Source organism: Roseococcus sp. GW821-FHT12F05 (assembly GCF_058806835.1).
The window spans coordinates 769,878-792,361 of the sequence record NZ_JBXAQB010000001.1; the positions used below are offsets into that span (position 1 = coordinate 769,878).

The window sequence follows — 22,484 nt, forward strand, 5'->3', positions numbered from 1 at the left end:
GGGAGCTTACTTATCGCCGTGTGCGGCGCCAGCCGGGATCCTCGACGGCCAGCCATGCGAGTCCGGACCGGCGCAGCATGGTGGCCGCCTCGGCCTCGGCGGCGGCCACGATCTCCGCCTCGTCGAGGTGGGGGAGCTTCCGCCCCTCCATCAGCAGCTCGCCACCGATGACCACGTCGCGGACATCGGCGCCGGTCGCGAAGCAGACGACGCGCCAGACCGGCATGTTGGCCGGCACCATGTGCGGCGCGGTGAGGTCCACGGTGATGAGGTCGGCGCGCTTGCCCGCCTCCAGGCTGCCGATCTCGCGTCCCATGCCGATGGCATCAGCGGCGTCGATGGTGATCATCTCCAGCGCCCGGCCGGGCGGGATCAGCGAGGCGTCGCGCCCGGCGCGCTGGGCGTAGCGCATGGCCTCGAAGGCGTGGCGGAAGAGGTCGCCGCTGCGGTCGGGCGCGGTGCCGTCGCTGCCGACGGCGACGTTCACCCCGGCATCGAGCAGCTTCACCACCGGGCAGAAGCCGGTGACGGCCGCGATGGCGGTCGGGTTGTGCACCACATGCGCGCCCGACTTCACCAGTGCCGCGATGTCGGCCTCTGTCAGGTCGGTGCAGTGGGAGAGGAAGGCGTCCGGCCCCAACAGGCCGAACATCTCGGCCGCCATGGCGATGCTGCCAGTGCGGTGCCCGTCCTGGTGGAAGATCGCCGTGAAGCTGGCGCCCAGCTCCCGGACTTTTCGCCCCTGCGCCTTGATCTCCGCCACCAGCGCGGCGTTGTGCGTGCTCTCGCGATAGACCGGCATCATCGTGCAGAGGCGCATCCGCCCCTTGCCGTGCAGCCGCTCGAAGAGCAGGCCCATGGTCTCCAGCTGGTCCTCGAAGGAGACGGCTCTGACGCTGCCGTCCTCCATCACATAGTCGTGCGGGAAGGGCGGCCGGCGCGGCCCCACGGCCATGACCTCGCGGATGCCGACCTCGTCGATGGCCCGGGCGCGCGCCTCGCCGGCCGCGGGCGTGTCCACCCGCATGATGCAGTCGCCGCCGCCCAGCACGGACACGCCGGTGGTGACGCCCGCCTTCAGCCGCTCCAGCGCCGCCAGCCGGGCCTCGGCGTACCAGAACGCCGCCGGAGAGGCGGAGGAGTAGATGACCCGGCAAGCCTCGCCCCATCGGGCAAAATCGCCGTTGCCCAGGGTCTTCACGAGCCCATGCCCGGCATGGGCGTGGGCATCCACCAGCCCCGGCAGCACGGCCTTGCCGCGCGCGTCCAGCACGCGCTCCGGCGATGGGAAGGCCTTGGCCACCTCCGCGCTGGTCCCGACGGCCAGGATCCGGCCGCCCCGCATCGCCACGGCGCCGTCCGGGATGACGCGGCGCTCCTCATCGAGGGTGATGACGGTCCCCCCGGTGACGAGCAGCTCGCTCATCCGTGCCGCCAGGCGAACTCCTGGGGCGGGCCGGCGGTCGGGTCCGCCTCGATCATCTCGCCATTCGTCACCGACTTCCCGGTGAAGGCCAGGATGAAGCCCCAGTGCGAGACCACGACCGTGTGCGCCCAGTCGTCCAGCGCCGCCATCTCGGCGCGGAACAGGGCCGCGCGGTCCATCACCTGGTCATGCGGCTCCTCGATGGCGGGCCACCAGACCTCCTCCATCGCGTGGAAGCCCACCTCGGGAAAGCTGGCGCGCAGGTGGCTGACCGGCGAGCCGACGTCGCAGACAAAGGCGTAACGTTCCCGCACCGTCGGCGTTACCGTCAGCGGCAGGCCGAGCGTCCGGGCCACGGGCGTCGCGGTCTCGAGCGCGCGGGTGTAGGGCGAGACGATGATCCGGCGGATGTCCCGCCGCGCCAGCGCCTCGGCCGCCTTCGCCGCCTGCTCGTGGCCGAGCGGGGTCAGCTTCGGATCGACGATCCCGGGATCGACCCGGGTCGCCGAGAAGTGGAGGTTGAACTCGCTCTGTCCGTGCCGGAGGAAGATCATGTCCCGAGGCGTAGCCGGAGGCCTCCAGGGCGGCAAGCGGGTGATTCGGGAACAAGACATTGCGGCGGGGCCATGCCTTGCCTAAGTAGAGGAGCCTTGGAGGTCCCAATGTCGGGCGGTTTTCCCATCGATCTGATCCTGTTCGCGATGGTCGCGGCCTTCCTGGTGCTGCGCCTGCGCAGCGTGCTGGGCAAGCGCCAGGGCTATGAGCGGCCGCCGGCGACGCCGGGCGTGCCCGAGGCGCGCTCCGCCCGCATCGAGGCCGTGACGGAGGACATCGCGCCGCCGCGCGCCGATGGCGCCCGCCGCATCCTGCCGCCCTCCTCCAGCGCGGCCGGCCAGAACCTCTCGCGCATCGCCGCGGCGGACCCCAGCTTCGAGCCCAACGCCTTCCTCGACGGCGCCGAGGGCGCCTTCCGCATGATCGTCGCCGCCTTCGCCCAGGGCGACCGGCAGACGCTGCGCAGCCTGCTCTCCGACGACACCTATGCCGGCTTCGAGCAGGCGGTGACGGCGCGCGAGAATGCCGGCGAGACCCAGCGCACCGAGATCCGCGCCATGCAGGAGCTCGCCGTCGACGGCGCCGCCCTGAACGGCAACACGGCCGAGGTGACGGTCCGCTTCGTCTCCGACCAGGTGAACATCACGACGAAGAACCAGGAGATCGTCGCCGGCGCCGATGCGGTGACCGAGGTGGTCGACATCTGGACCTTCCAGCGCGACGTGTCCCAGAAGGACCCGACCTGGAAGCTGACGGCGACGCGCAGCGCCTAACTCGGCGCCTCGCCTTCCTTCCCGACCATCCGGTGCTCTGCCAGATGGTCGGACAGCCGCTCGATGATGTTGATCATCTTCAGGATCTCCTGCTCGCGCAGGGAGTCGATCTTGGCGTGCAGCGCCTCGATCTCCAGCTCCGCCTTCACGTTCACGCGATAGTCGAACTCCGCGTGCTCCCGGTCGATCTCCGACTGGCGGTTCTGGCTCATCATGATGATGGGCGCCGTGTAGGCCGCCTGGAAGGACAGCGCGAGGTTCAGCAGGATGAACGGGTACGGGTCCCATTGCAGGACGTAGCCCGTGACGTTCAGCACGATCCAGACCGCGAGCAGGGCGCTCTGGATGATGATGAAGCGCCAGGAGCCGACGGTCGCCGCCACGATGTCCGCCACCCGCTGGCCGGTATCGGTGCTGGGCGGCCTCTGGCTGCGGGCCGGCTTCTCCGCGCGCAGCTTGAGGAGCTGCGCCTTCTCCTCGGCGGTGAGGTGGGTGTAGGGCATGCGGCGTGTCCGGAACGTTCCGCGCCAAGATACGTCCGCGCCGCCGCGGGCGACTAGAACGTGCCTGTCGCGACGGGAATGCGGCCCGCCTTCGCCGCCCGGGCCATCGCGTCGTGATCCGCCTCGGTCTGCTTCATATAGGCGAGGGCGAAGCGGCCGATCGCCTCGTCCAGCTCCTCGCTCTTGCCGCAATAGCCGGCGATGACCGCCGGGTCGCCCGACTTCGCATGGGCCAGGGCCAGCGCCCAGCCGCAGAGGGCACAATAGGTCTCGAAGCCGTCGAGGCTCTCCTCGCCACCGTCAAAGCGCGCCCCACCCTTCATGTCGGCGAGCTGGCGCACGTAGAAATGCCGCTCCTTCACCTGGCCCCAGCCAAGGAAGATGTCCGGCGAGCCCTGGGTGAGCCGCTGGCCCACCACGACGCGCTGCCCCTGGTGGGCGATCTGCAGCTTCGCCGTAACATGCGGCGCGAGGACCGAGGGCCCGGCCTCCTTCACCTGGAGGAAGAGCGGGTCGTCAGCGCCCTGGCCCTGTAGGAAGGCCACCCAGCAGCTCGTGCCCACGCTGCCCACGCCCACCGTCTTGCGCGCGACGTCGATGAGCCGGTAGCGCGAGAGCAACCGCTTCCGGTCGTCCGGGAGCGAGGCGAGGTAGTCCCGGAGCATGATCTCCATGGCCTCGGCGATGGGCGTGCCGTCGGCGGCCTGCGTCTCGCGCACGATGAGCGGCACGTCCTCGACCAGGCGGTGCTCGCCGCCGACCTCCTCCGTCATGCGGTCGAGCGCCCGGAGATGGCCCTTGGCGCGCGCCTTCGCCACCAGCTGCTCGGCCTTGCGCCGCAGCCGGACCGAGACGGCGTCAAGGACGCGCCGCTCGTCGATGCGCTCGTACCAGACGGCCAGAAACGGCATCGTCGCATAGGCGCGGATGCGCTTTCGATAGCTGCGCACGGCGGCCCGCGCCGCGCCTTCGGCGGCGCGGCGATCGCCCCCCATGAAGCGCGTGGCGACGGCGGCGCTGGCGGCGAGGCGCTTCAGGTCCCATTCCCAGGGGCCCGGGTGCATCTCGTCGAAGTCGTTGATCGCGAAGATCAGGTTGCGCTCGGCCGAGGCGAAGAGGCCGAAATTGGCGACATGCATGTCGCCGCAGGCCGCGACGTTCGCGCCGGTGATGGGGCTCGCCGCGAGGTCCGCCGCCATGACCGCCGCCGATCCGCGCAGGAAGGCGAAGGGCGAGGCCAGCATCCGGGCATGGCGGACGGGGACGAGCCGCTGGAGGCGCGAGACGTTCTGCCGCTCGATGATCTCGATCGGGTCGGCCCGGCCGGGCGGGGCCGACCAGGCGGCGTGGCCGGCGCGCGGCACGGCCTTCCGCAGCTCCCGGCCCATGGCCAGCCGCTCGGCGCGGGAGGGCCGCTCGGCGGCCACGCTGCGCAGGAGCGGCTGGGCCGCATCCGGCGAGGTGAGACCGAAATAGTTCCGGTCCGGCTCCGGCTTGTCCTTGGCCATCCTCTTCGTCCCCCGGCTCGGCCGGCATATTGCCAGCATCGCGGGGAGGGACAGGTCATGCAGATGCCTGAGATCGCCCGGGAAAATCCCCTAGGGACTCAGGCCTGCTTGTGCTCGATCAGCTCTTTCCGGATCTTCCGGCCGCGCTGGATGCGGTCGACGATGAAGCTCTCGTCGCCCCAGCGGATGGCGCGGCCGAAGGCCTGGGCGTCCTCGGTGAAGCGGGCCAGCATCTCCAGCACCGCCGGGCGGTTGTTCAGGAAGACGTCGCGCCACATGGCCACGTCGCTGCCGGCGATGCGGGTGAAGTCGCGGAAGCCGGAGGCGGCGAACTTCAGCACGCTCTCCCGCGTCTCTTCCGAGAGGTCGTCCGCCGTGCCGCAGATCGTGAAGGCGATGAGGTGCGGCAGGTGCGAGACGATGGCCACGACCTTGTCGTGGGTGGCGGCGTCCATGCACTCGATCATCGCGCCGCACCGCTGCCACATCCCGCGCAGCGTCGCGACGGCGTCCGGATCGGTGCCCTCGGTTGGCGTGAGGATGGTGTACCGGCCCTCGAAGAGGGCCGAAAAACCGGAATCCGGGCCGGAGAACTCGGTGCCGGCCATGGGGTGCGCGGGGACCAGGTGCACGCCTTCCGGCAGCAGCGGCTGCAGGTCGCGCAGCACGGAGCCCTTGGTGGAGCCGACGTCGCTGAGGATGGCGCCGGGCTTCAGGTGCGGCGCGATCCGCGCCATCACCTCGGCATAGGCGCCCACCGGCACGCAGAGGATGACGCAGTCGGCGCCCTCGACGGCCCTGGCGGGGTCCTCCTCGACGCGGTCGGCGAAGCCGAGCTCGCGCACGCGGTCCAGCGTCTTGCCGGTGCGGGCGCTGACCACGACCTCACCGGCGATCTCTCCGGTCTCACGGGCGCGGCGGGCGATGGAGCCGCCGATCAGCCCCGCGCCGATCAGGCAGAGCCGGTCGAAAAGGGGCTCAGCCGCCATCGCGCATGAAGGCGGTCAGCGCCTCCGCGACCATGCCGCATTCCTCTGACGTGCCGATGGTGATGCGCAGGCACTGGCCGAGGCCGTAGGCGCCCATGGCGCGCACGATCAGGCCGCGCGCGCGCAGATACGCGTCGGCGGCCTTCGCCTTCTCCGGCGTCGCGAAGTCCGCGAGGATGAAATTGCCATGGCTCGGCCAGACCTTGATGCCGATGGCCTCGAGAGCGGCCGCCAGCTTGCCGCGCCACTCCGTGTTGTGCGCGATGGACTTCTCGATCCAGCCCTTCTCGGCCAGCGCGGCCGCGCCCGCGGCCTGCGCCGCCGCGTTCACGTTGAAGGGCCCGCGGATGCGGCCCAGGATGTCCATCACATGAGCCGGCATATAAGCCCAGCCCAGCCGCACGCCGCCGAGCCCGAAGATCTTGCTGAAAGTGCGCGTCATCACCGTGTTGTCGCTGGCATCCACCAGCGCGTTCCCGGGATCGAAATCCGGGTCGGTGACGTATTCCGCATAGGCCGCGTCGATCACCAGCAGGATGTCGCCGCGCAGCCCCGCGCGCAGGCGCCGCACCTCCGAGCTCGGCAGCAGCGTGCCGGTCGGGTTGTTCGGGTTCGCCAGGCAGACGATGCGCGTGCGCGGGCCGACGGCGGCCAGGATGCCGTCCACATCGGCCGTGAGGTTCTTCTCCGGCACCTTGATGACCTGGCTGCCGGCGTAGCGGCCGGTCAGGTCGTACATCACGAAGCCGTGCGCCGACATGACGAGGTCCGTGCCCTCGCCGCCATAGGCGAGGATCAGATAGGCCAGCAGCTCGTCCGAGCCGTTGCCGCAGAGGATACGCGCTGGATCCAGCCCGAAGCGCGCGCCGATGGCCTCGCGCAGCGCCGTCGAGCCGGGATCGGGATAGCGGTGCAGCTCCTTGGCGATGGAAGCATAGGCCTCCATCGCGGCTGGCGGCGGGCCGAAGGCGCCCTCGTTGCTCGAAAGCTTCACGATCCGGTTCACGCCCGGGATCTTCGACTCGCCGCCCACATAGGGCTCGATCGAGAGGATGGAGGGGCGGGGGATCAGGGCATTCATGGCTTCGCTCCACGCTCCGGCACGGCGTAGCGGCCGAGGATGACGGCGTCGGGCGGCGGAGCGCCCATGGTCTCGATCAGCGCGCGGGTGAACCCCTCCTCGCGCCGCATGGCGACGACGCGGCCGGTGCCGGAGAGGGCCGCCAGCGAGGCGCGGCTCGGCTCGCCCGAGACCTCGAGCCGCAGCAGCGTCGCGTCATGGCCCGAGGGATCGGCCGGGTGCAGCCCGATGACGGCGGCCTCCAGCGGCGGCTCGCGGTCGCTGTAGAAGGGCAGCCGTGCGATCACGGAGAGGTGGTGCGGGTCGAAATGCGCCCACCACTCCTCCGCGCCCTCGTCGCTTTCCCGCGGCCAGGGGAGGATGGCGATGCTGGCGTCCCGCCCGCCGAGCGCGGCCAGGGCCGCGTGCAGCGAGGGGTGCTGGCGCTGCGCCGTGCTCGCGCCGAAATGCTCGGCCGCCAGCCGCGCCAGGGCCGGGTCGGGCGGCAGGGCGATGGAGAAATTGCCCTGCTGGGCGACGGAGGTGGCGAAGAGCTCACGCCAAAGACGCACCAGGGCGACACGCGGCAGGGGGCCGGCGTGGCGTCCCAGCAGGCGGCGCAGGATCGCGGCCTCGCGCCCCGGGCGGAGCACCGTGCCGGCCGGCTTGGAGCCGCCGGCGGCCAGCCGCTGCACCACCTGGGCGCGGCGGACCAGCAGGTCCTGCAGGGCGTCGTCGAGCGTGTCGATCTCGGCGCGCAGGGCGCCCAGGGTTGCGCTGTCGGTCTCGCTGGCGGTCGGGGCATCGGGCATGGGTGGATGACGCATAGCCGCGCCGCCGCCCCGCGCCAAGGCGCCCCATCGCAGCAAAGCCATGCGCGGCGAAGGCATGCGCGGAACCGCCGCCAAGTTGCGGGCCGTCGGGGCAGGCCTTATCTCTGGGATGGCATGGATCAGACCGCGCCCTTTCCGGTGATCGAGCATCAGCGGGCCGTGCTTCCCGAGGGGCTCGTGCTCGACTGCGGCGCCGTGATCCGCCCGCTCGCCGTGGCCTACCGCACCTACGGCGCGCTGAACGCCGCACGCAGCAACGCCGTCCTGGTCTGCCACGCGCTGACCGGCGACCAGTATGTCGCCGAGCGCCAGCCCCTGACCGGCAAGGGCGGCTGGTGGGACGCGATCATCGGCCCCGGCAAGGCCGTCGACACGAACCGCTTCTTCGTCATCTGCGCCAATGTCCTCGGCGGCTGCATGGGCTCGACCGGCCCGCGCGAGGAGATGACGGACGAGAACGGCGTCCCCCAGGGCCGCCCCTGGGGCACGGATTTTCCATCCGTCACCATCCGCGACATGGTGCGGGCGCAGAAGAAGCTGGTCGAGCACCTGGGCATCGAGCGGCTGCTGGCGGTGATCGGCGGCTCCATGGGCGGGATGCAGGTGCTGGAATGGGCCGCCACCTATCCGGATGCGGTCTTCGCCGCGGCGCCGATTGCCACCGCCTCACACCATTCCGCGCAGAACATCGCCTTCCACGAGGTGGGACGCGCCGCGATCCATTCCGACCCCGACTGGCGCGGCGGCCGCTACTGGGAGGACGGGCGCATCCCGGCCCAGGGCCTCTCGGTCGCGCGGATGGTCGCGCACATCACCTACCTGTCGGAGGCCGCGCTCACCCGAAAGTTCGGGCGGCGGCTGCAGGGCGCCTCTGCGGTCACCTTCCTGGAGGACGTCTTCCAGGTGGAGAGCTACCTGCGCCACCAGGGCAGCACCTTCGTGCGCCGCTTCGACGCGAACTCCTACCTCACCATCACCCGCGCGATGGACTATTTCGACCTCGCCAACGAGCACGGCAGCGTGGCCGCGGCCTTCGCGGGGACGCCGACGCGCTTCTTCGTGGCGAGCTTCTCGTCGGACTGGCTCTTTCCGACCAGCGAGAGCCGCGCCCTCGTCCGCGCGCTGAACGCGGCGGCGGCGCCGGTCAGCTTCATCGAGGTGCCCACCGACAAGGGTCACGACGCGTTCCTGCTTGACGAGCCGGAATTCCACCGCGCCCTCGGCGGATTCCTCGCCGGCGCGGCGCGGACGCTCGGCGCATGAGCGCCTATCCGGCCGCCCTCTACCTCGCGGCGCAGGCGCGCAACAACGCCTGGGCAAACCATCGCCTGCTGAAGGCCTGCGAAGGGCTGTCGCAGGAGGAGTTCGAGGCCACGCGCACGAGCTTCTTCCCCTCGATCAAGGCCACGCTGAACCACATCCTCATCATCGACTGGTTCTATGTGGACGCGATGGAAGGCGGCACGCTCGGTCACGCCGCCTTCGCGAACAAGCTCCCCTGCGCCACCGTCGCCGAACTGCGGCGCGAGCAGGCCGCCGTGGACAACCGCCTCATCGCCTGGTGCGAGGCGCTGGACGATCTCGGCCATATCGTCGAGGTCCATCGCGGCCCGCGCATCCAGCGCGAGCGCGCCGACCGGCTGCTGCTGCACCTCTTCGAGCACGACATCCACCATCGCGGACAGGTCCACGCCATGCTCTCCGGAACCGGCGTGAAACCGCCGCAGCTCGACGAGTTCTTCTCCGTCGGCGAGGCGCCGCTGCGCGCCGGCGAATTCGCCGAGCTCGGCTGGACGGAGCGCGACATCTGGCCGGACCAGGCGTGAGCCGCCTCCTCTTCACCCTCGGCGGCTATTCCGAGCTGCCGGAGGGGGATTCCTCCTGGCGCGTCATCCGCCGGCGCCGCGACTTTTCCGGCGCGGAGAAGGTCCTGGAGATCTTCGACCGCGAGGCGGCAGGGCTGCGGCCGGGCCTGTGCCTGATCCTGGTGGACTCGCAGCGCGCGCTGATCCTGCGCTGGGCCGGCACGGCCGATCCCATCGGCGCGCTGCGGAATCAGGCAGGGCTGGACGGGCTTTCGCTGGCCGAGCCGGAAGCGCCGGCGAGTCCGCCGGCACCGGAGCCCGTTCCCGCCGCTGATGTCGTGGCCCTGGCGCCGGAAGCCTCGGACATCGTGCCGACGGCCGCAGCCGTCCCGGCTCTTCCCGCTGCGGACCCGATGCCGGAGCCTCCACCCGGCCCGGCAGCACTCCCGCCCGTCGCCACCGTGCCTGCGCCGGCCGCTGCCCAACCCACCGCTGCGCCGCCCGCGGCACCATCGGCACGCCCCGCGCCGGCACCTGCGCAGCCTGTCGTCCCGCCGACCACGCCCAGGGCCCCGGATCCGCCGCCCCTCCGCACCCGCGCCGCCGACGGCTCCGTCCAGTACGTCGCCAAGAACATGCGGCTCGACCTCAGCCTCATCGCCGGGATGATCCCACCCAACGTGCGCGTGCTCGACATCGGCTGCGGCGACGGCGCGCTGATGGCGGAGCTGGCCACCAAGGGCGTGGACGCGCGCGGCATCGAGATCGACATGCAGGCCGCCACCGAGGCCGTGTCGCAGGGCCTCGCCGTCATCCACGGCGACGCCGACAACGACCTCGCCTTCTACCCCGACCAGGCCTTCGACTACGTGGTGCTGAGCCGCACGCTGCAGGCGGTGGAAAAGCCGCGCGAGGTGCTGCGCCAGATGCTGCGCATCGGCCGCCACGCCATCGTGAGCTTTCCCAATTTCGGCCATTGGGAGATGCGGCTGAAGCTGCTCTTCGGCGGCCGCATGCCGGACACCGAGACCTGGACGCGCCCCTGGTACGAGACGCCCAACATCCACCCCTGCACCATCCTCGACTTCTTCGCGCTGGCGGAGATGGAGGGCTACGTCATCGAGCAGTGGCTCGCGGTGGACGAGAAGGGGCTGAAGGCGCCGTGGCGCCGCTCCGTGCGGCTCGCGAATCTCTTCGGGCAGCAGGCGCTGTTCCAGCTTCGGCGAGGCTGATCCATCGCAGCGCGCGGCTGGGATCGGAAGCTATACACAACGTCCCGTGTTTCGCTGCACCGCACTGCCAGTGGCTGGTTTCAAACCTCGGCGTTCGCTAGGTTTTGTCACCGATTTCCGGTAGCGCGGCCGCGGGCGAAGTGGTTGGGCAAAACAGCTTTTGGGGAGGCCCGAAATGGCGCGTCTGGCATTGGTGACGGGGGGGCAGCGCGGGATCGGCGCGGCGATCAGCGAGGGGCTCCTGGCCGCGGGGCGCAAGGTCGTCGCCAACTACGCCGGCAATGACGCGGCGGCGAAGGCCTTCACCGAGCGCACGGGCATTCCCTGCGTCAAGTTCGACGTCTCGAACTACGAGCAATGCGTCGAGGCCGTGAGCAAGATCGAGGCCGAGCACGGGCCCATCGAGATCCTGGTCAACAATGCCGGCATCACGCGCGACGGCGTGATGAAGCGTCTCGACCGCAAGATGTGGGACGACGTGATCGATACCAACCTCGGCTCCTGCTACAACCTCTGCAAAGCGGTGTGGGACGGGATGAGCGCGCGGAAGTTCGGGCGCATCGTGAACATCGGCTCGATCAACGGGCAGGCAGGGCAGTACGGCCAGGTGAACTACGCCGCCGCGAAATCCGGCATCCACGGCTTCACCAAGGCGCTGGCGCAGGAAGGCGCGCGCGCGCAGATCACAGTGAACGCGATCGCGCCGGGCTATGTGGATACGGAGATGGTGCGCGCGGTGCCGCCGGAGGTGCTGGAGAAGATCATCGCGCGCATTCCGCGCGGGCGGCTGGGGACGGCGCAGGATATCGCGCGGGGCGTGGTGTTTCTCACGGCCGATGATGCGGATTTCGTGACGGGGTCGACGCTGTCGATCAACGGCGGGCAGCATATGTATTGAGGGTTTCGAGGGGCTTTGCCCCTCGAGCTCCTCACCAGGAAACTCAGTTTCTTGGATCTTCGATCAGTGAAAGGGTCCAGGGCATAAAGCCCTGAAGGGGGGTTGGCCGCGAAGCGGAGACAACAGGGCGGAGCCCCCTTTCAGATGAACTTCCCCCTCAGGAACCCCAGCGCCGGCAACGGCGTCCACTTCCTCGGCAGGTCCGACCGCCGGATCGGCGCCACCGAGTAATGCGGCACCGGCTGCTCCGACCGAACCAAAAAGTCTGCATAGGCCTTGACCTGCTGCGCGCGCCACGCCCGGTCCTCCAACGCAGCGGTCCGACTTCGAAAAATCTCCGCCACGCGGTTGGCGCGCCCCACGGTCGCCACCACGGCCCACAACGTGTCTTCGTCGCCCCTCGGGAGGGCCGCGATGTCCCGCATGGGCCTAGTGAAGGGCGTTCGCCCGTGCCGGGTCAAGTCCAACGAAAAGGGCGCCGGAGGTCTCCCCCCGGCGCCCGATCCAAGTCCCGACGAGGGAAGGGCTTACCCCAGACGCTCGCCGTGCTGCGTGACGTCGAGGCCCTCGCGCTCCTCCTCCTCGCTGACCCGCAGGCCGACGATCGCGTCCACGATCTTCAGCAGGATGGCCGTGGCCACCGCCGTGAAGACGAAGACCGCCGCCACCGCCTCCAGCTGGATGAGCAGCTGCGCGGTGGAGCCCGACACGCCCTCCGGCGCCGCCGTCGTGGCCGAGAGCGGGCCGTAGGAGAGGATGCCCGTCAGCAGCGCGCCGGCGATGCCGCAGATGCCGTGCACGCCGAAGGCGTCCAGGCTGTCATCGTAGCCGAGCCAATGCTTCAGCGCGGTCGCGCCCCAGAAGCCGGCCAGGCCCGCCACCACACCGATGATGATCGACGCGCCCGGCAGCACGAAGCCCGCCGCCGGGGTGATGGCGACAAGGCCCGCCACCGCGCCCGAGATCACGCCGAGCACCGAAGGCTTACCCTTGATCGCCCACTCCGCGATCATCCAGGTCAGCGCCGCGGCGGCCGCGGCCGTGTTGGTCACCAGGAAGGCCATGCCCGCACGGCCGCCGGCCGCGCCGGCGGAGCCCGCATTGAAGCCGAACCAGCCCACCCACAGCAGCGAGGCGCCGATCACGGCGAAGGCCAGGTTGTAGGGGGACATGTTCTCGGTCCCGTAGCCCGTGCGCTTGCCGAGGATCAGCGCGCCCACCAGGCCGGCGACACCGGCATTGATGTGCACCACCGTGCCGCCGGCGAAGTCGAGCGCGCCCAGGGCGAAGATCCAGCCGTTCGGGTGCCAGACCCAATGGCAGATCGGCGAGTAGACCAGCAGCGTCCACAGCAGCACGAAGACCAGGAGCCCCGAGAACTTGATGCGGTCGGCCAGCGCGCCGGTGATCAGCGCGGCGGTGATGATCGCGAAGGTCATCTGGAAGACGACGAAGACGGTCTCCGGGATGGTGAAGGCCACCGCGGCGTCGCCCGAGCCCAGGGTGAAGGGCTTGTCCCAGTTCTCGGCAATGCCGCCGAGCAGGAACTTGGACATGTCGCCGATATAGGCGCCGCCCTCGCCGAAGGCGAGGCTGTAGCCGAGCACGATCCAGGCGACCGAGACCAGCGCCGTGATGGCGAAGGACTGCGCCAGCGTGGAGAGCACGTTCTTCTTGCGGACCATGCCGCCGTAGAACAGCGCGAGGCCGGGGATGGTCATCATCAGCACGATGGCCGTGGACACCATCATCCAGGCCGTGTCGCCCGTGTCCACCTTCGCGTCCTGCGCGAAGGCCGGCGCCGAAAGGGCCAGCAGCGGGGCGGCCGCGAGGGCGCCGCGCATCCAGGATTTCATGTCGACAATTCTCCCAAGGCTCGTGCGCGCGATGGCGCGGTCATGTTGTTGAGGGCTGATCCGCATCACAGCGCAGCCCCGTCGGTCTCGCCCGTGCGGATGCGCAGCGCGCGCTCCAGGTCGAGGACGAAGATCTTGCCGTCGCCGATCTTGCCGGTCCGGGCGGAGGCCGCGATGGCCTCGACCACCGCGTCCGCCAGTTCGGAGGCGACCGCGACCTCGATCTTGAGCTTGGGCAGGAAGCTCACCTGGTATTCGGCCCCCCGGTAGATTTCGGTCTGGCCTTTCTGGCGACCGAATCCCTTCACCTCCGTCACCGTGAGCCCCTGCACGCCGAGCGGGGTGAGCGCGTCGCGCACCTCGTCGAGCTTGAAGGGCTTGATGATCGCCATCACGAGCTTCATCCGCCTGCCTCTCTCCCAAATTTTCCCGCCAACGGGAAACCGCCAATCAGTTCAGCTTTCATTCAAGAGTTGTGCCAGCCAAGAATCGAGGATGCAGCGTGGCTTGCGCACGGACCTGCCCGAATTTGAGGCAGGTTCCGAGGCGCGAAGACGCCAGATCGGCCCTCGGCGAGATTACCCCTGAGTCAGGTTGCGATGCAGCATGCAGGGTGCTCCGCGCAACGCCGGAAATGGCATAGTCTGTGCCCATGTCATCCACTTCCGCCCCCCCCGATCTCGAGGTTTCCGTCGCCGTCATCGGGGCCGGCCCCGTGGGCGCGACGCTGGCCGCGGCCCTCGCGGCGCGCGGCGTGCCGACGGCCGTCGTCGACGCTGCGCCGCTGCCGCCCATGGAGCTCGCCGGCTTCGACGGCCGCGCCTATGCGATCGCCCTGGCCTCGCGCCGGCTGCTGGACGAGGCCGGCATTTGGGAACGGCTGCCGACCACGCCCTGCCCCATCGAGGGGATCAAGGTCGCCGACGGGCGCGCGGGCGAGGCGCCCTCCCGGCTCGACCTGGATTTCGACTCGGCCGAGGTCGGCGGCGAGCCCTTCGGCTGGATGGTCGAGGCCCGTGCGCTGCGCGTGGCGCTGAACGCCCGGCTGCCCGGCATGGCCAACCTGCACGCCTTCGCGCCGATGACCGCCAAGGTGACGCGCGGCGCCGAGGGCGTCACGGTGACCCTGGCCGACGGGCGCATCATCCACGCGCAGCTCGTGGTCGGCGCCGAGGGGCGCAACAGCCCGCTGCGGCAGGCGGCGGGCATCGGCACGGCGCGGCACGATTACGGGCAGATCGGCATGGTCGGCGCCTTCGCCCACGAGCTGCCGCACCACAACCGCGCGCTGGAGCTTTTTCTCCCCGCCGGCCCCTTCGCGCAGCTGCCGCTCTCCGACCTCGGCAGCTTCGGGACCAGCACGCTCCCGCACGCCTCGTCCTTCGTCTGGTCCGAGCGGCGCGCCACGGCCGAGCGGATGCTGGCGCTGCCGGACGAGGCCTTCGCCCGCGAGTTGCGCCGACGCATCGGCGGGCATCTCGGCGCCATCGAGCCGATCGGCCGGCGCTGGCACTATCCGCTGAGCGCCATGCACGCCACGCGCTACGTGGCCGAGCGGCTGGCGCTGGTCGGCGACGCCGCGCATGGCATGCACCCGATCGCCGGGCAGGGGCTGAACATCGGCTTCCGGGACGTGACGGCGCTGGTCGAGCTAGTGGCCGAGGCCCATGCGGCGGGCGCGGATGCCGGCAGTGCGGCGCTGCTGGCGCGCTACCAGGCCCGGCGCCGGCCGGACGCGCTGATGATGATCGGCGCCACCCATGTGCTGGAAAAGCTGTTCGGCAACGATATCGGGCCGGTGCGGCTGGCGCGACGCCTGGGGATCGCGGCCGTGAACCGGATCCCCCTGCTGAAGCGCAGCTTCGCGCGGCAGGCCATGGGACTGCCGCTGCGGGGTTAGAAGCCGCTGCCGGCCTGGGACGGCAGCGCGATCGCCCGCACCTCCCAGCGCAGCCGCCACGGATCGGCGAGCCCCAGCGTCAGCCGCACCGCGCGCTGCGGCGCCCGGGGCGGCGAGAGCTCGATATCCCAGACCCTGGCCTCGAGGATCCGCACGCGGCCCAGCATCTCCCGCGCCGGCCCGCCCTGGGCCAGATGTGCGCTCAGCAGGCCCGCCAGCGCGTCGGGCTCCGAGAGCCGCGCCGCCATGTCGCGCGCCATGCCGGCGATGAAGGCGGGCATGGGTCGCGGTTCCTGGTCGCGGGCCCGGGCGGAGAGCGCGGCGGTGAGGCCCGGACGCAGCGCGTTCCAATCGACCTGGCCGGCCAGCGCCTCCGCATCCCCGCGCTGGATCGCGGCCGCCACCTGCAGGGCCGAGGCCACGGGCGAGGCGACGTAGAGCGCGACCAGCCCGAGGCCGATCAGCGCAAGCAGCCGCCCGAAGCCGAGGGTGGGGCGCGTCCGGACCTTGGCCGCCGGACGAGAGGGCCGGGCCGGCGCGACGACACGGGCCGGCTGCCGCGCGTCGAATTCCGCCCAGATCTCGTCCCAGGAGTTGGATGCCGTCGTCCCGCTCATCTCGCCCCCTCTGCCCCGCAGGACAGGGAAAAATCCGCCAGCCGAGATCGCGTCTCGGTTTTGGGATTATCCGGGTGGGTCTATGAGCGAAGGGTTAACGTCGTCTCATTTCCGGGACGCTGGAGACAAGCCAGGATTCCAGATCCGCGAAGAGCCGCCCCACGGCCGCCTGCATCCCTGCGGCCTGGGCGCCGGGCGTGGCATCTGCCGGCAGGGGCACCACCGCCTCCAGCCGCCGCTGGGCGAGGACGCGCGGGTCGTTGAGCCCCTCGCCATCGGCCAGCAGCAGTGCGGTCATGCCGGCGCGGGCCTGGCTCGGCTCGGCCTGCAGCGCGATCAGCTCGGCCTCCAGGATGAAGGGCGTGGAGAGCCGCGAGCCCGGCGCCGCCACGGCGGAGAAGGCACCCGAGGCGATGAGCCATTCCCGCAGCGCGGATTCCACCAGCTCGGCCGGCGGCGCCAGCCATTCGTCGTAGAAGGCGACGCCCAGCGTGCCGTCCGGATTCACGCGCCGCAGCCCGCGCACCTCCATGCCCGGCCCGCTGCGCAGCGTCCGCAGCAGGATCGCGCCGCGCGGCGCGCCCGCCCGCGGCGCCGAGGCCGGCCGCCGCGGCTCCAGCGCATAGCGCCGGGTCTCCAGGTAGGGCCGGCTCGGCAGGAGGGAGCAGCCCCCCGCCAGCAGCGGCAGCGTGAGAAGAAGGCGCCGTTTCATCGGCCGGCTCCGCTTGGGGTCGGGGGTGGGGCGCCCAGGAGGGCCTGCGACGGCGAGCGTCGCAATGCCTCGGTCGTTTCGCGCAGGTTGGACGTGGTGGCGCGCAGGTCGCGCAGCACGGGGGCGAGATCGGCCTGCAGGTCGCCGGTGGTGCTGCGCACGCCGCGGACGCCGGCGTCGAGCTGGGTGATCGTCCCCGGCAGCCGGGCGGCGGTGCGGCGCAGGTCCTGCGCGGCGGCGGCCAGCGAGGTCAGCGCGCTGCGCACGTCCGGGGAGTTCACCGTCTCCCGCAGCGTCGTGGTGGTGGTGCGGATCTCGCCCAGCACGCCGGGGATGTCCGCGTGGTCGAGGGTGCGGCGGAAGTCGGCCAGCAGCTCGGTCGCCTCGTGCACCGCGCGGGCGACCTCCGCCGCCTTCACCTGGTCGCGCAGCTCCGCCGCGAGGCCGTTGATGTTCCCGAAGAGCGTGGCGAAATCGATGTCCTGCAGCTGCCGCATGACCATCTCCGCCGCCGACTGCACCTGTGCCACCGTGGAGGGCACCGACGGAACCCAGGGGTACTTGGGCTCCCAGGGGAGGGTACGGAGCGGCTCGTTGCGGGCCGAGTCGAGAAAATCCAGCTCGATGTAGGAGACGCCCGTGATGCCCTGGCTCGACAGCCGGGCCCGCAGGCCGAGCTTCACCGCATCGTCCAGCGAAGGGATGTCGCCCACCCGGCCCAGATTCACCGCGAAGCGCACCACCACGAGCTGGAAGGAGGCCGCGAAGGGCTCACCCTCGGGCCTCCGGTACTCGGCCGAGGCCAGCCCGATCTGCGTGACGCGCCCGACCGAGACGCCGCGGTACCGCACCGGCGAGCCCACCTCGAGCCCCTGCACGCTCTCGCGGATATAGGTCTCCATGACGGAATCGCTGCCGCCCAGCCGGTTCTGGGTGAGGAAGAGCACGAAGCCCAGCAGCAGGCCGATGCCCACGAGCACCATGATGCCGACCGAGACCTGAATCCTGCGTATGCTCGCCACCTACATCGCCTCCCGCCGGAAAAAGGCGCGCACCGTGGGATGCTCGCTCTCGTCGCGGAGTTTCTTCGGATCGCCCTCGGCGATCATGCCCTGGGCGTCCTTGTCCAGCATGATGCACCGGTCGCCAATGGCGAGGATGGATTGCAGCTCGTGGGTCACGACCACGAAGGTGGTGCCGGTCTCCCGCGCCAGGGAGAGGATGAGCTGGTCGAGCCCGGCCGAGGTGATGGGATCGAGACCGGCCGAGGGCTCGTCCAGGAAGAGAATCTCGGGATCCAGCGCCATGGCGCGGGCGATGCCGGCGCGCTTCAGCATGCCGCCGGAGATCTCGGCCGGCAGGCGGTCGGTGGCGTCGCCGAGGCCGACCAGGCCCAGCTTGGCGCTGGCCACCAGGGCGCGCGCGGCCTCGGGGAGCTTGCTGTGCGCCTCGATCGGCAGCTCCACGTTCTCGGCCAGGGTCAGCGAGCCGAGCAGCGCGCCCGACTGCCACATGACGCCGATGCGCCGCAGCAGGTCCCGCCGCGCCTCGCCCTCCAGCTTCGACCATTCCCCGTCGAGCACCTCGATCTCGCCATGGCTGGGCGGCATCAGCCCGATGAGCAGCTTCAGCAGGGTGGACTTGCCGCAGCCGGAGCCGCCCAGGATGACGAAGATCTCGCCGCGGCGGACGTCGAAGGTGACGTCCTTGAAGACGGTGCGGCGGCCGAAGCGCATCGCCACGTTGCGGGCCTTGATGACGGCCTCCGGCGCGGCTTCCGTCTTGGGGGGTTCCGCCATCACCAGCCCAGCCGGAAGAAGAGCACGGCGAAGAGCCCGTCGAGCAGCACCAGCGCCACGATGCCGCCCACCACGGCGCCGGTCGCCGCGTCGCCCACGGCGCGCGGCCCGCGGCCGGCCGAGAGGCCCGAGCGGCAGCCCACATAGCCGATCGCCAGGCCGAAGACCGCGCCCTTGCCCAGCCCGCCCGCGAGGTCGCCGATCGAGAGCCATTGCTCCAGCTGGTTCAGCACGGCGACGGGCGGGAAGCCCAGGGTCGCCATGACGATGGCCATGCCGATGAGGCCGGTGACGTTCATGACCATGCTCAACGCCGGCATGACCAAAGTGGAGGCGAGGATGCGCGGGACGACCAGCCAGGCCGTGGGATCGAGGCCCATGATCTTCAGCGCGTCCACCTCCTCGTTCACCCGCATGGTGCCGAGCTCGGCCGCATAGGCCGAGCCGGTGCGTCCCGCGAGGATCACCCCGGCGAGCAGCGGGCCGAGCTCGCGCGTCAGCGAGATGCCGACGAGCTGGGGGATGAAGATCTCGGCGCCGAACTGCCGCATGGGCACGGAGGACTGGAAGGCGAGGATCACGCCGATCAGCGTGCCCAGCAGGATGCAGAGCGGGAAGGCCTGGGTGCCGGCCTCGTCCAGGTGGCGCAGCACCTCGGCCCAGCGCAGCCGCCAGGGGCGCGGCAGGAGGCCCACGGCCGTGAGGATCGTGTCGCCCATGAAGGCGGCGCGCTCGAGGAAGCTCTGATAGCGGCCGAGCGTGTAGGCGCCGAGGGCCGCGACGGGGCGGAATTTGTGATGGCGCGGCGCCGGCGCCTTGGCGGTGCCGAGGCCCTTGCGGAAGCGCTCCAGCGCGCCGCGCGCGGCCGCGTCCCTGGGCTCGACCCATTCGGCCTCGTGCGTCGCGAGCGAGACCAGGAGGGCGGCGCCGCCGGAGTCCAGCGTCGTGACCTCGCCGGCGTCGAGCGTGACCGCATGGGCGCCCTTGGCGGCGCGGTGGGCCTCGTCCCAGCGGGCCGCGGCGGCGGCGCGGTCCAGCGAGCCCGCGAAGTGCAGGTGGAGCCGGCCGTCCCTGGTCTCGGCGCTGAACGTATCGGTCGGCATGTGAGCCGGACCATGCACGCCGGGGGTATGGGCGTTCAAGGGCCTTGGCGGCGAGCTAACGGTGACAAAGTGTGGAACAGGACCGCTGCGGCCGCCGCGACGTTGAGGCTTTCGACCAGTCCGGAGCCAGGCAGGGTCACGCGGAGCTCGCAGGCGGCGAGGACCTCGGGCGAAAGGCCGGCCTCCTCATGGCCAAGGACCAGGGCGATGGGCTTGTTGCGCGGCAGGGCCTCGGGCGGCAGGCCGCCGGCTGCGGCGGCGCCCACGGTGAGGAGCTGGCCGGAGAGGCGGCGGAGGTTCTGGGCCAGGTCGTCGGCGCGGAAGACGGCGAGATGCTCCAGCGCGCCCTCGGAGGTGCGGAAGGCGGCGTCGGAGAGGTCGGCCTGGCGGGCGTCGCCCGAGATCAGCATCGCCTTGGCGCCGAAGAAGGCCGCGCCGCGTGCGATGGCGCCGAGGTTGTGCGGGTTGCCGATGCCGTCCAGCACGGGAAGCACGGGTGCCGCGAAGAGGATGGGCTGCGGCGGGCTGCCGATCGGCTGGGCGCGGCGCGGATCGGCGATGGCGACGATGCCGCCATGATGCTCGGTGCCGGCGATGCGGGCGAGCTCGTCGGCGAGAACCTCGCGGTACGCCTTGTGGTGGCGCGCCAGGTAGCGGCAGAGCGGGCCGGCGACGGGGCGGCGCTCGGCGAGGTAATGCAGACGCTGCACAGCCTCGGGACGGCGAAGGAAGAGGGCGCGGACGGCATTCGCCCCGCAGATGCGCTGCGGCTCCGGCCGGCGCGGGGGTGGAGAGAAGTCAGACGGGGCGTAGTCAGACATGGGCGAGGGCCCGGAGCTGGTCCTGTATTTGTTTCGATATCGAAATACCCTGGATCGTTGCGATATCGGTCAGATTGTCGCGGCGCGTGCCGGGGAGGCGGACGCCTTCGTCGCCGAGCATGGCGGCGACCAGGGCGTCCATCCGATCCAGGAAAGCGTCGGTGCCGGCCAGCGCGCCCGGGTCGATGGCGAGGATCGCATGGCCCAGCCTCGGGGCATTGGGCGAGGGCGCGAAGAAGCTGTCGGCCTCGAAACCGAAGGCCGCGCCGCCGAGCGCCACGCAGAGCACCTCCACCACGAGCGCCAGCGCCGCGCCCTTGATCCCGCCCATGGCGAGCATCGCGCCGTCCAGCGCGGCCTTGGGGTCGGTGGTCGGGCGGCCTTCGGCATCGAGCGCCCAGCCCTCGGGGATGGGGCGTCCCTCCTTGGCGGCGACCATAATCTTCCCCCGCGCGACTTCGGAGAGGGCGAGGTCGATCACCATCGGCGCGGCGCCCCGGCGCGGGAAGGCGGCGGCGACGGGATTGGTGCCGAGCAGCGGGCGGCGGCCACCGGGCACGGGCATCGCATAGGGCGAGTTGGTGAAGGCCAGCGCGACCAGGCCCTGCCGCGCGAGACGCCGGACCGGCAGCGCCATGGCGCCGGCGTGATGGCTGTTGGTGACGGCGACAAAGGCGACGCCGTGCTCCCTGGCCCGGCTGACAGCCTCCATCTCGGCGAGACGCAGCGCGGGGTAGGCCAGGCCATTGCCGGCATCGACCAGGGCCGCGCCGCCGCGCCCGGCCGTGACGCGCGGGAGGGCCGTGCCGTCGGCGCGGCCCTCCTTCAGGAAGCCGGCATACATGGCGACGCGCGAGAGGCCGTGGCCGCCCTGGCCCTCGGCCTCGGCGGCGACCAGGGCCTCGGCGGTGAGGGCGGCCATTTCCGGATTGGCGCCGGCGGCGCGGAGGGCGGCCGCGGCGAGGGCTTCCGCCTCGGCGAGGCTCAGTAGGGGCAGGTCGCTCATGCGGCGCTTCAAGCCCGGATCGGGGGGCGGGGCAAGTTCAGGCGTCGGCGCGGATGCCGGCCTCGCGCACCAGGCGGCCCCAGCGGGCGACCTCCTCGCCGATGAAGGTCCTGGAACGGTCGGCGTCCCAGGCGAGGACGTCGAAACCGCCCTCCTCGGCCCGGCGGCGCGCCTCGCCCTCCCGCAGCGCGATCTGGGTGGCGCGGCCGATCTCGGTGAGGATCGACGTCGGGGCGGCGGCGTTGGTGACCATGGCGGTCCAGCTCGTGATCTGCATCCCGGGCGCGCCGGCCTCGGCGACGGTCGGGATCTCGGGGACCAGGCGATGGCGCCCGGCGCCCGTGACGGCAAGGCCGCGCAGCGACCCGGCCTGGAGCTGCGGCAGGCACTCCGGCAGGTTCGAGACGAGGAGCTGGAGGTTGCCGGCCATCAGGTCCGTCACCGAGGGCGCGCCGCCGCGATAGGGAACGTGGGTGATGTTGGCTCCGGCGCCGGAAGCGCGCCGGAACAGCTCGAGCCCCAGATGCGGCGGCGTGCCGTTGCCGGAGGAGCCGCCATTCATCACGCGGCCGCGCGCCTGGGCCATCAACTCCTGCAGATTCCGTGCGGGATTCGACGGGTTCACGCAGACGACGAGCGGCAGGGAGCCGAGCACGGAGATGGGGGCGAAATCCCGCATCAGGTCGTAGGGCGCGTTGGGAAAGAGGCTGACATTCACCGCATGCGCCAGCGTGATGGCGAGCAGCGTGTGGCCATCCGGCGGCGACTTGGCCGCAGCGTCGGCGCCGATCATGGCATTGCCGCCGGCGCGGTTCTCGACGACCACCGGCCTGTTCCAGATCTCGCCCAGCCGCTGCGCCACCAGCCGCGCCATGATGTCGGTGAGGCCGGCGGGGGTGAAGGGCACGATGTAGCGGACGGCGCGATCCGGATAGGCCGCGCCCTGTGCCCGCGCCAGAGCGGGAAGGACGGCAAGCGGCAGGCTCAGCGCCGCGCGGCGACTCAGGCTCATGGACGGAATCTCCCTGGCCGCCGCGTCTGCGCGCGGCGTGCCTTGTCATTGTGACATCAGCATAACCCCTGCGCTG

The 22,484-nt window shown here is 71.2% G+C and carries 24 protein-coding genes; 6 read left to right on the forward strand and 18 right to left on the reverse strand.

Annotated features, from left to right (window positions below; translation table 11 throughout):
• Positions 1 to 10: 10 nt before the first annotated feature.
• A complete protein-coding gene (locus tag AC1ROY_RS03875) occupies positions 11 to 1,426 on the reverse strand; it encodes an amidohydrolase family protein (RefSeq protein ID WP_493147259.1) in 1,416 nt (471 codons plus the stop codon).
• Positions 1,423 to 1,980 carry a histidine phosphatase family protein gene (locus tag AC1ROY_RS03880; RefSeq protein WP_493147260.1) on the reverse strand — a complete coding sequence of 186 codons (558 nt, stop codon included), beginning with the start codon at positions 1,978 to 1,980 and terminating at the stop codon, positions 1,423 to 1,425. Before AC1ROY_RS03880 ends, AC1ROY_RS03875 begins: the two co-directional genes overlap by 4 nt.
• A 108-nt stretch (positions 1,981 to 2,088) precedes the next feature.
• On the opposite strand from AC1ROY_RS03880, the gene AC1ROY_RS03885 reads away from it, so the two are divergent.
• On the forward strand, positions 2,089 to 2,754 hold the full coding sequence (locus AC1ROY_RS03885; RefSeq protein WP_493147261.1) for a Tim44/TimA family putative adaptor protein: 666 nt from the start codon (positions 2,089 to 2,091) through the stop codon (positions 2,752 to 2,754).
• Here AC1ROY_RS03885 and AC1ROY_RS03890 read toward each other — a convergent pair.
• From AC1ROY_RS03890 to AC1ROY_RS03910, 5 genes are all read right to left on the reverse strand, one after another.
• Entirely contained in the window at positions 2,751 to 3,257 is a 507-nt protein-coding gene (locus AC1ROY_RS03890; RefSeq protein ID WP_493147262.1) for a DUF1003 domain-containing protein, read from the reverse strand. The genes AC1ROY_RS03885 and AC1ROY_RS03890 overlap by 4 nt on opposite strands.
• A 53-nt stretch (positions 3,258 to 3,310) precedes the next feature.
• The gene (locus AC1ROY_RS03895) at positions 3,311 to 4,765 is read right to left on the reverse strand and encodes a DUF2252 domain-containing protein (protein WP_493147263.1); all 1,455 of its coding nucleotides are present in this window, start codon (positions 4,763 to 4,765) and stop codon (positions 3,311 to 3,313) included.
• A gap of 98 nt (positions 4,766 to 4,863) precedes the next feature.
• Positions 4,864 to 5,754 carry a prephenate/arogenate dehydrogenase family protein gene (locus tag AC1ROY_RS03900; protein WP_493147264.1) on the reverse strand — a complete coding sequence of 297 codons (891 nt, stop codon included), beginning with the start codon at positions 5,752 to 5,754 and terminating at the stop codon, positions 4,864 to 4,866.
• Positions 5,744 to 6,835, reverse strand: a complete 1,092-nt coding sequence (gene hisC, locus AC1ROY_RS03905) for a histidinol-phosphate transaminase (protein ID WP_493147265.1) — start codon at positions 6,833 to 6,835, stop codon at positions 5,744 to 5,746. Before hisC ends, AC1ROY_RS03900 begins: the two co-directional genes overlap by 11 nt.
• Positions 6,832 to 7,626, reverse strand: a complete 795-nt coding sequence (locus tag AC1ROY_RS03910) for a chorismate mutase (protein ID WP_493147266.1) — start codon at positions 7,624 to 7,626, stop codon at positions 6,832 to 6,834. Before AC1ROY_RS03910 ends, hisC begins: the two co-directional genes overlap by 4 nt.
• A 135-nt stretch (positions 7,627 to 7,761) precedes the next feature.
• On the opposite strand from AC1ROY_RS03910, the gene metX reads away from it, so the two are divergent.
• The 4 genes from metX (at position 7,762) to phbB (ending at position 11,582) form a co-directional block, all read left to right on the forward strand.
• On the forward strand, positions 7,762 to 8,910 hold the full coding sequence (gene metX, locus AC1ROY_RS03915) for a homoserine O-acetyltransferase MetX (RefSeq protein WP_493147267.1): 1,149 nt from the start codon (positions 7,762 to 7,764) through the stop codon (positions 8,908 to 8,910).
• On the forward strand, positions 8,907 to 9,473 hold the full coding sequence (locus AC1ROY_RS03920) for a DinB family protein (RefSeq protein ID WP_493147268.1): 567 nt from the start codon (positions 8,907 to 8,909) through the stop codon (positions 9,471 to 9,473). The genes metX and AC1ROY_RS03920 overlap by 4 nt, the downstream gene beginning before the upstream one ends.
• Before the next feature lie 614 nt (positions 9,474 to 10,087).
• Positions 10,088 to 10,684, forward strand: coding sequence for a methionine biosynthesis protein MetW (metW, locus tag AC1ROY_RS03925; protein ID WP_493147443.1), 597 nt, complete (start codon positions 10,088 to 10,090; stop codon positions 10,682 to 10,684).
• Positions 10,685 to 10,859: 175 nt separating this feature from the next.
• A complete protein-coding gene (gene phbB, locus AC1ROY_RS03930; RefSeq protein WP_493147269.1) occupies positions 10,860 to 11,582 on the forward strand; it encodes an acetoacetyl-CoA reductase in 723 nt (240 codons plus the stop codon).
• Between the two features lie 140 nt (positions 11,583 to 11,722).
• On the opposite strand, the gene AC1ROY_RS03935 is transcribed toward phbB, so the two are convergent.
• The 3 genes from AC1ROY_RS03935 to AC1ROY_RS03945 form a co-directional block, all read right to left on the reverse strand.
• Positions 11,723 to 12,007 carry a hypothetical protein gene (locus AC1ROY_RS03935; protein WP_493147270.1) on the reverse strand — a complete coding sequence of 95 codons (285 nt, stop codon included), beginning with the start codon at positions 12,005 to 12,007 and terminating at the stop codon, positions 11,723 to 11,725.
• Between the two features lie 102 nt (positions 12,008 to 12,109).
• Positions 12,110 to 13,438, reverse strand: a complete 1,329-nt coding sequence (locus AC1ROY_RS03940; RefSeq protein ID WP_493147271.1) for an ammonium transporter — start codon at positions 13,436 to 13,438, stop codon at positions 12,110 to 12,112.
• Between the two features lie 65 nt (positions 13,439 to 13,503).
• The gene (locus AC1ROY_RS03945; protein WP_493147272.1) at positions 13,504 to 13,842 is read right to left on the reverse strand and encodes a P-II family nitrogen regulator; all 339 of its coding nucleotides are present in this window, start codon (positions 13,840 to 13,842) and stop codon (positions 13,504 to 13,506) included.
• Between the two features lie 248 nt (positions 13,843 to 14,090).
• Between AC1ROY_RS03945 and AC1ROY_RS03950 the strand changes: the two genes are divergently transcribed.
• A complete protein-coding gene (locus tag AC1ROY_RS03950; RefSeq protein ID WP_493147273.1) occupies positions 14,091 to 15,338 on the forward strand; it encodes a UbiH/UbiF/VisC/COQ6 family ubiquinone biosynthesis hydroxylase in 1,248 nt (415 codons plus the stop codon).
• On the opposite strand, the gene AC1ROY_RS03955 is transcribed toward AC1ROY_RS03950, so the two are convergent.
• From AC1ROY_RS03955 to AC1ROY_RS03990, 8 genes are all read right to left on the reverse strand, one after another.
• Entirely contained in the window at positions 15,335 to 15,955 is a 621-nt protein-coding gene (locus AC1ROY_RS03955; RefSeq protein ID WP_493147274.1) for a DUF2939 domain-containing protein, read from the reverse strand. The two genes, AC1ROY_RS03950 and AC1ROY_RS03955, sit on opposite strands and share 4 nt — an antisense overlap.
• Positions 15,956 to 16,049: 94 nt before the next feature.
• The gene (locus tag AC1ROY_RS03960) at positions 16,050 to 16,667 is read right to left on the reverse strand and encodes an ABC-type transport auxiliary lipoprotein family protein (protein WP_493147275.1); all 618 of its coding nucleotides are present in this window, start codon (positions 16,665 to 16,667) and stop codon (positions 16,050 to 16,052) included.
• Positions 16,664 to 17,689, reverse strand: a complete 1,026-nt coding sequence (locus AC1ROY_RS03965) for an MlaD family protein (RefSeq protein ID WP_493147276.1) — start codon at positions 17,687 to 17,689, stop codon at positions 16,664 to 16,666. Before AC1ROY_RS03965 ends, AC1ROY_RS03960 begins: the two co-directional genes overlap by 4 nt.
• Positions 17,690 to 18,466, reverse strand: a complete 777-nt coding sequence (locus tag AC1ROY_RS03970; protein ID WP_493147277.1) for an ABC transporter ATP-binding protein — start codon at positions 18,464 to 18,466, stop codon at positions 17,690 to 17,692.
• Entirely contained in the window at positions 18,466 to 19,569 is a 1,104-nt protein-coding gene (locus AC1ROY_RS03975) for an ABC transporter permease (protein ID WP_493147278.1), read from the reverse strand. The genes AC1ROY_RS03970 and AC1ROY_RS03975 overlap by 1 nt, the downstream gene beginning before the upstream one ends.
• Before the next feature lie 35 nt (positions 19,570 to 19,604).
• Complete coding sequence (locus AC1ROY_RS03980) at positions 19,605 to 20,390, reverse strand: TrmH family RNA methyltransferase (protein ID WP_493147279.1); 786 nt, start codon at positions 20,388 to 20,390, stop codon at positions 19,605 to 19,607.
• On the reverse strand, positions 20,383 to 21,396 hold the full coding sequence (locus AC1ROY_RS03985; RefSeq protein ID WP_493147280.1) for an Ldh family oxidoreductase: 1,014 nt from the start codon (positions 21,394 to 21,396) through the stop codon (positions 20,383 to 20,385). Before AC1ROY_RS03985 ends, AC1ROY_RS03980 begins: the two co-directional genes overlap by 8 nt.
• A gap of 37 nt (positions 21,397 to 21,433) precedes the next feature.
• The gene (locus AC1ROY_RS03990) at positions 21,434 to 22,408 is read right to left on the reverse strand and encodes a tripartite tricarboxylate transporter substrate-binding protein (RefSeq protein WP_493147281.1); all 975 of its coding nucleotides are present in this window, start codon (positions 22,406 to 22,408) and stop codon (positions 21,434 to 21,436) included.
• Positions 22,409 to 22,484 lie beyond the last annotated feature (76 nt).

Excerpts from the sequence above, each read along its gene's own strand:
- AC1ROY_RS03970 (WP_493147277.1), bottom strand. The coding sequence starts at position 18,466 with ATGGCGGAACCCCCCAAGACGGAAGCCGCGCCGGAGGCCGTCATCAAG.
- AC1ROY_RS03880 (WP_493147260.1), bottom strand. The coding sequence starts at position 1,980 with ATGATCTTCCTCCGGCACGGACAGAGCGAGTTCAACCTCCACTTCTCG.
- AC1ROY_RS03960 (WP_493147275.1), bottom strand. The coding sequence starts at position 16,667 with ATGAAACGGCGCCTTCTTCTCACGCTGCCGCTGCTGGCGGGGGGCTGC.
- metX (WP_493147267.1), top strand. The coding sequence starts at position 7,762 with ATGGATCAGACCGCGCCCTTTCCGGTGATCGAGCATCAGCGGGCCGTG.
- AC1ROY_RS03900 (WP_493147264.1), bottom strand. The coding sequence starts at position 5,754 with ATGGCGGCTGAGCCCCTTTTCGACCGGCTCTGCCTGATCGGCGCGGGG.
- AC1ROY_RS03955 (WP_493147274.1), bottom strand. The coding sequence starts at position 15,955 with ATGAGCGGGACGACGGCATCCAACTCCTGGGACGAGATCTGGGCGGAA.
- metW (WP_493147443.1), top strand. The coding sequence starts at position 10,088 with ATGCGGCTCGACCTCAGCCTCATCGCCGGGATGATCCCACCCAACGTG.
- AC1ROY_RS03990 (WP_493147281.1), bottom strand. The coding sequence starts at position 22,408 with ATGAGCCTGAGTCGCCGCGCGGCGCTGAGCCTGCCGCTTGCCGTCCTT.
- AC1ROY_RS03875 (WP_493147259.1), bottom strand. The coding sequence starts at position 1,426 with ATGAGCGAGCTGCTCGTCACCGGGGGGACCGTCATCACCCTCGATGAG.
- AC1ROY_RS03975 (WP_493147278.1), bottom strand. The coding sequence starts at position 19,569 with ATGCCGACCGATACGTTCAGCGCCGAGACCAGGGACGGCCGGCTCCAC.
- AC1ROY_RS03910 (WP_493147266.1), bottom strand. The coding sequence starts at position 7,626 with ATGCCCGATGCCCCGACCGCCAGCGAGACCGACAGCGCAACCCTGGGC.
- AC1ROY_RS03935 (WP_493147270.1), bottom strand. The coding sequence starts at position 12,007 with ATGCGGGACATCGCGGCCCTCCCGAGGGGCGACGAAGACACGTTGTGG.
- AC1ROY_RS03885 (WP_493147261.1), top strand. The coding sequence starts at position 2,089 with ATGTCGGGCGGTTTTCCCATCGATCTGATCCTGTTCGCGATGGTCGCG.
- AC1ROY_RS03890 (WP_493147262.1), bottom strand. The coding sequence starts at position 3,257 with ATGCCCTACACCCACCTCACCGCCGAGGAGAAGGCGCAGCTCCTCAAG.
- phbB (WP_493147269.1), top strand. The coding sequence starts at position 10,860 with ATGGCGCGTCTGGCATTGGTGACGGGGGGGCAGCGCGGGATCGGCGCG.
- AC1ROY_RS03920 (WP_493147268.1), top strand. The coding sequence starts at position 8,907 with ATGAGCGCCTATCCGGCCGCCCTCTACCTCGCGGCGCAGGCGCGCAAC.
- AC1ROY_RS03985 (WP_493147280.1), bottom strand. The coding sequence starts at position 21,396 with ATGAGCGACCTGCCCCTACTGAGCCTCGCCGAGGCGGAAGCCCTCGCC.
- AC1ROY_RS03895 (WP_493147263.1), bottom strand. The coding sequence starts at position 4,765 with ATGGCCAAGGACAAGCCGGAGCCGGACCGGAACTATTTCGGTCTCACC.
- hisC (WP_493147265.1), bottom strand. The coding sequence starts at position 6,835 with ATGAATGCCCTGATCCCCCGCCCCTCCATCCTCTCGATCGAGCCCTAT.
- AC1ROY_RS03940 (WP_493147271.1), bottom strand. The coding sequence starts at position 13,438 with ATGAAATCCTGGATGCGCGGCGCCCTCGCGGCCGCCCCGCTGCTGGCC.
- AC1ROY_RS03980 (WP_493147279.1), bottom strand. The coding sequence starts at position 20,390 with ATGTCTGACTACGCCCCGTCTGACTTCTCTCCACCCCCGCGCCGGCCG.
- AC1ROY_RS03945 (WP_493147272.1), bottom strand. The coding sequence starts at position 13,842 with ATGAAGCTCGTGATGGCGATCATCAAGCCCTTCAAGCTCGACGAGGTG.
- AC1ROY_RS03950 (WP_493147273.1), top strand. The coding sequence starts at position 14,091 with ATGTCATCCACTTCCGCCCCCCCCGATCTCGAGGTTTCCGTCGCCGTC.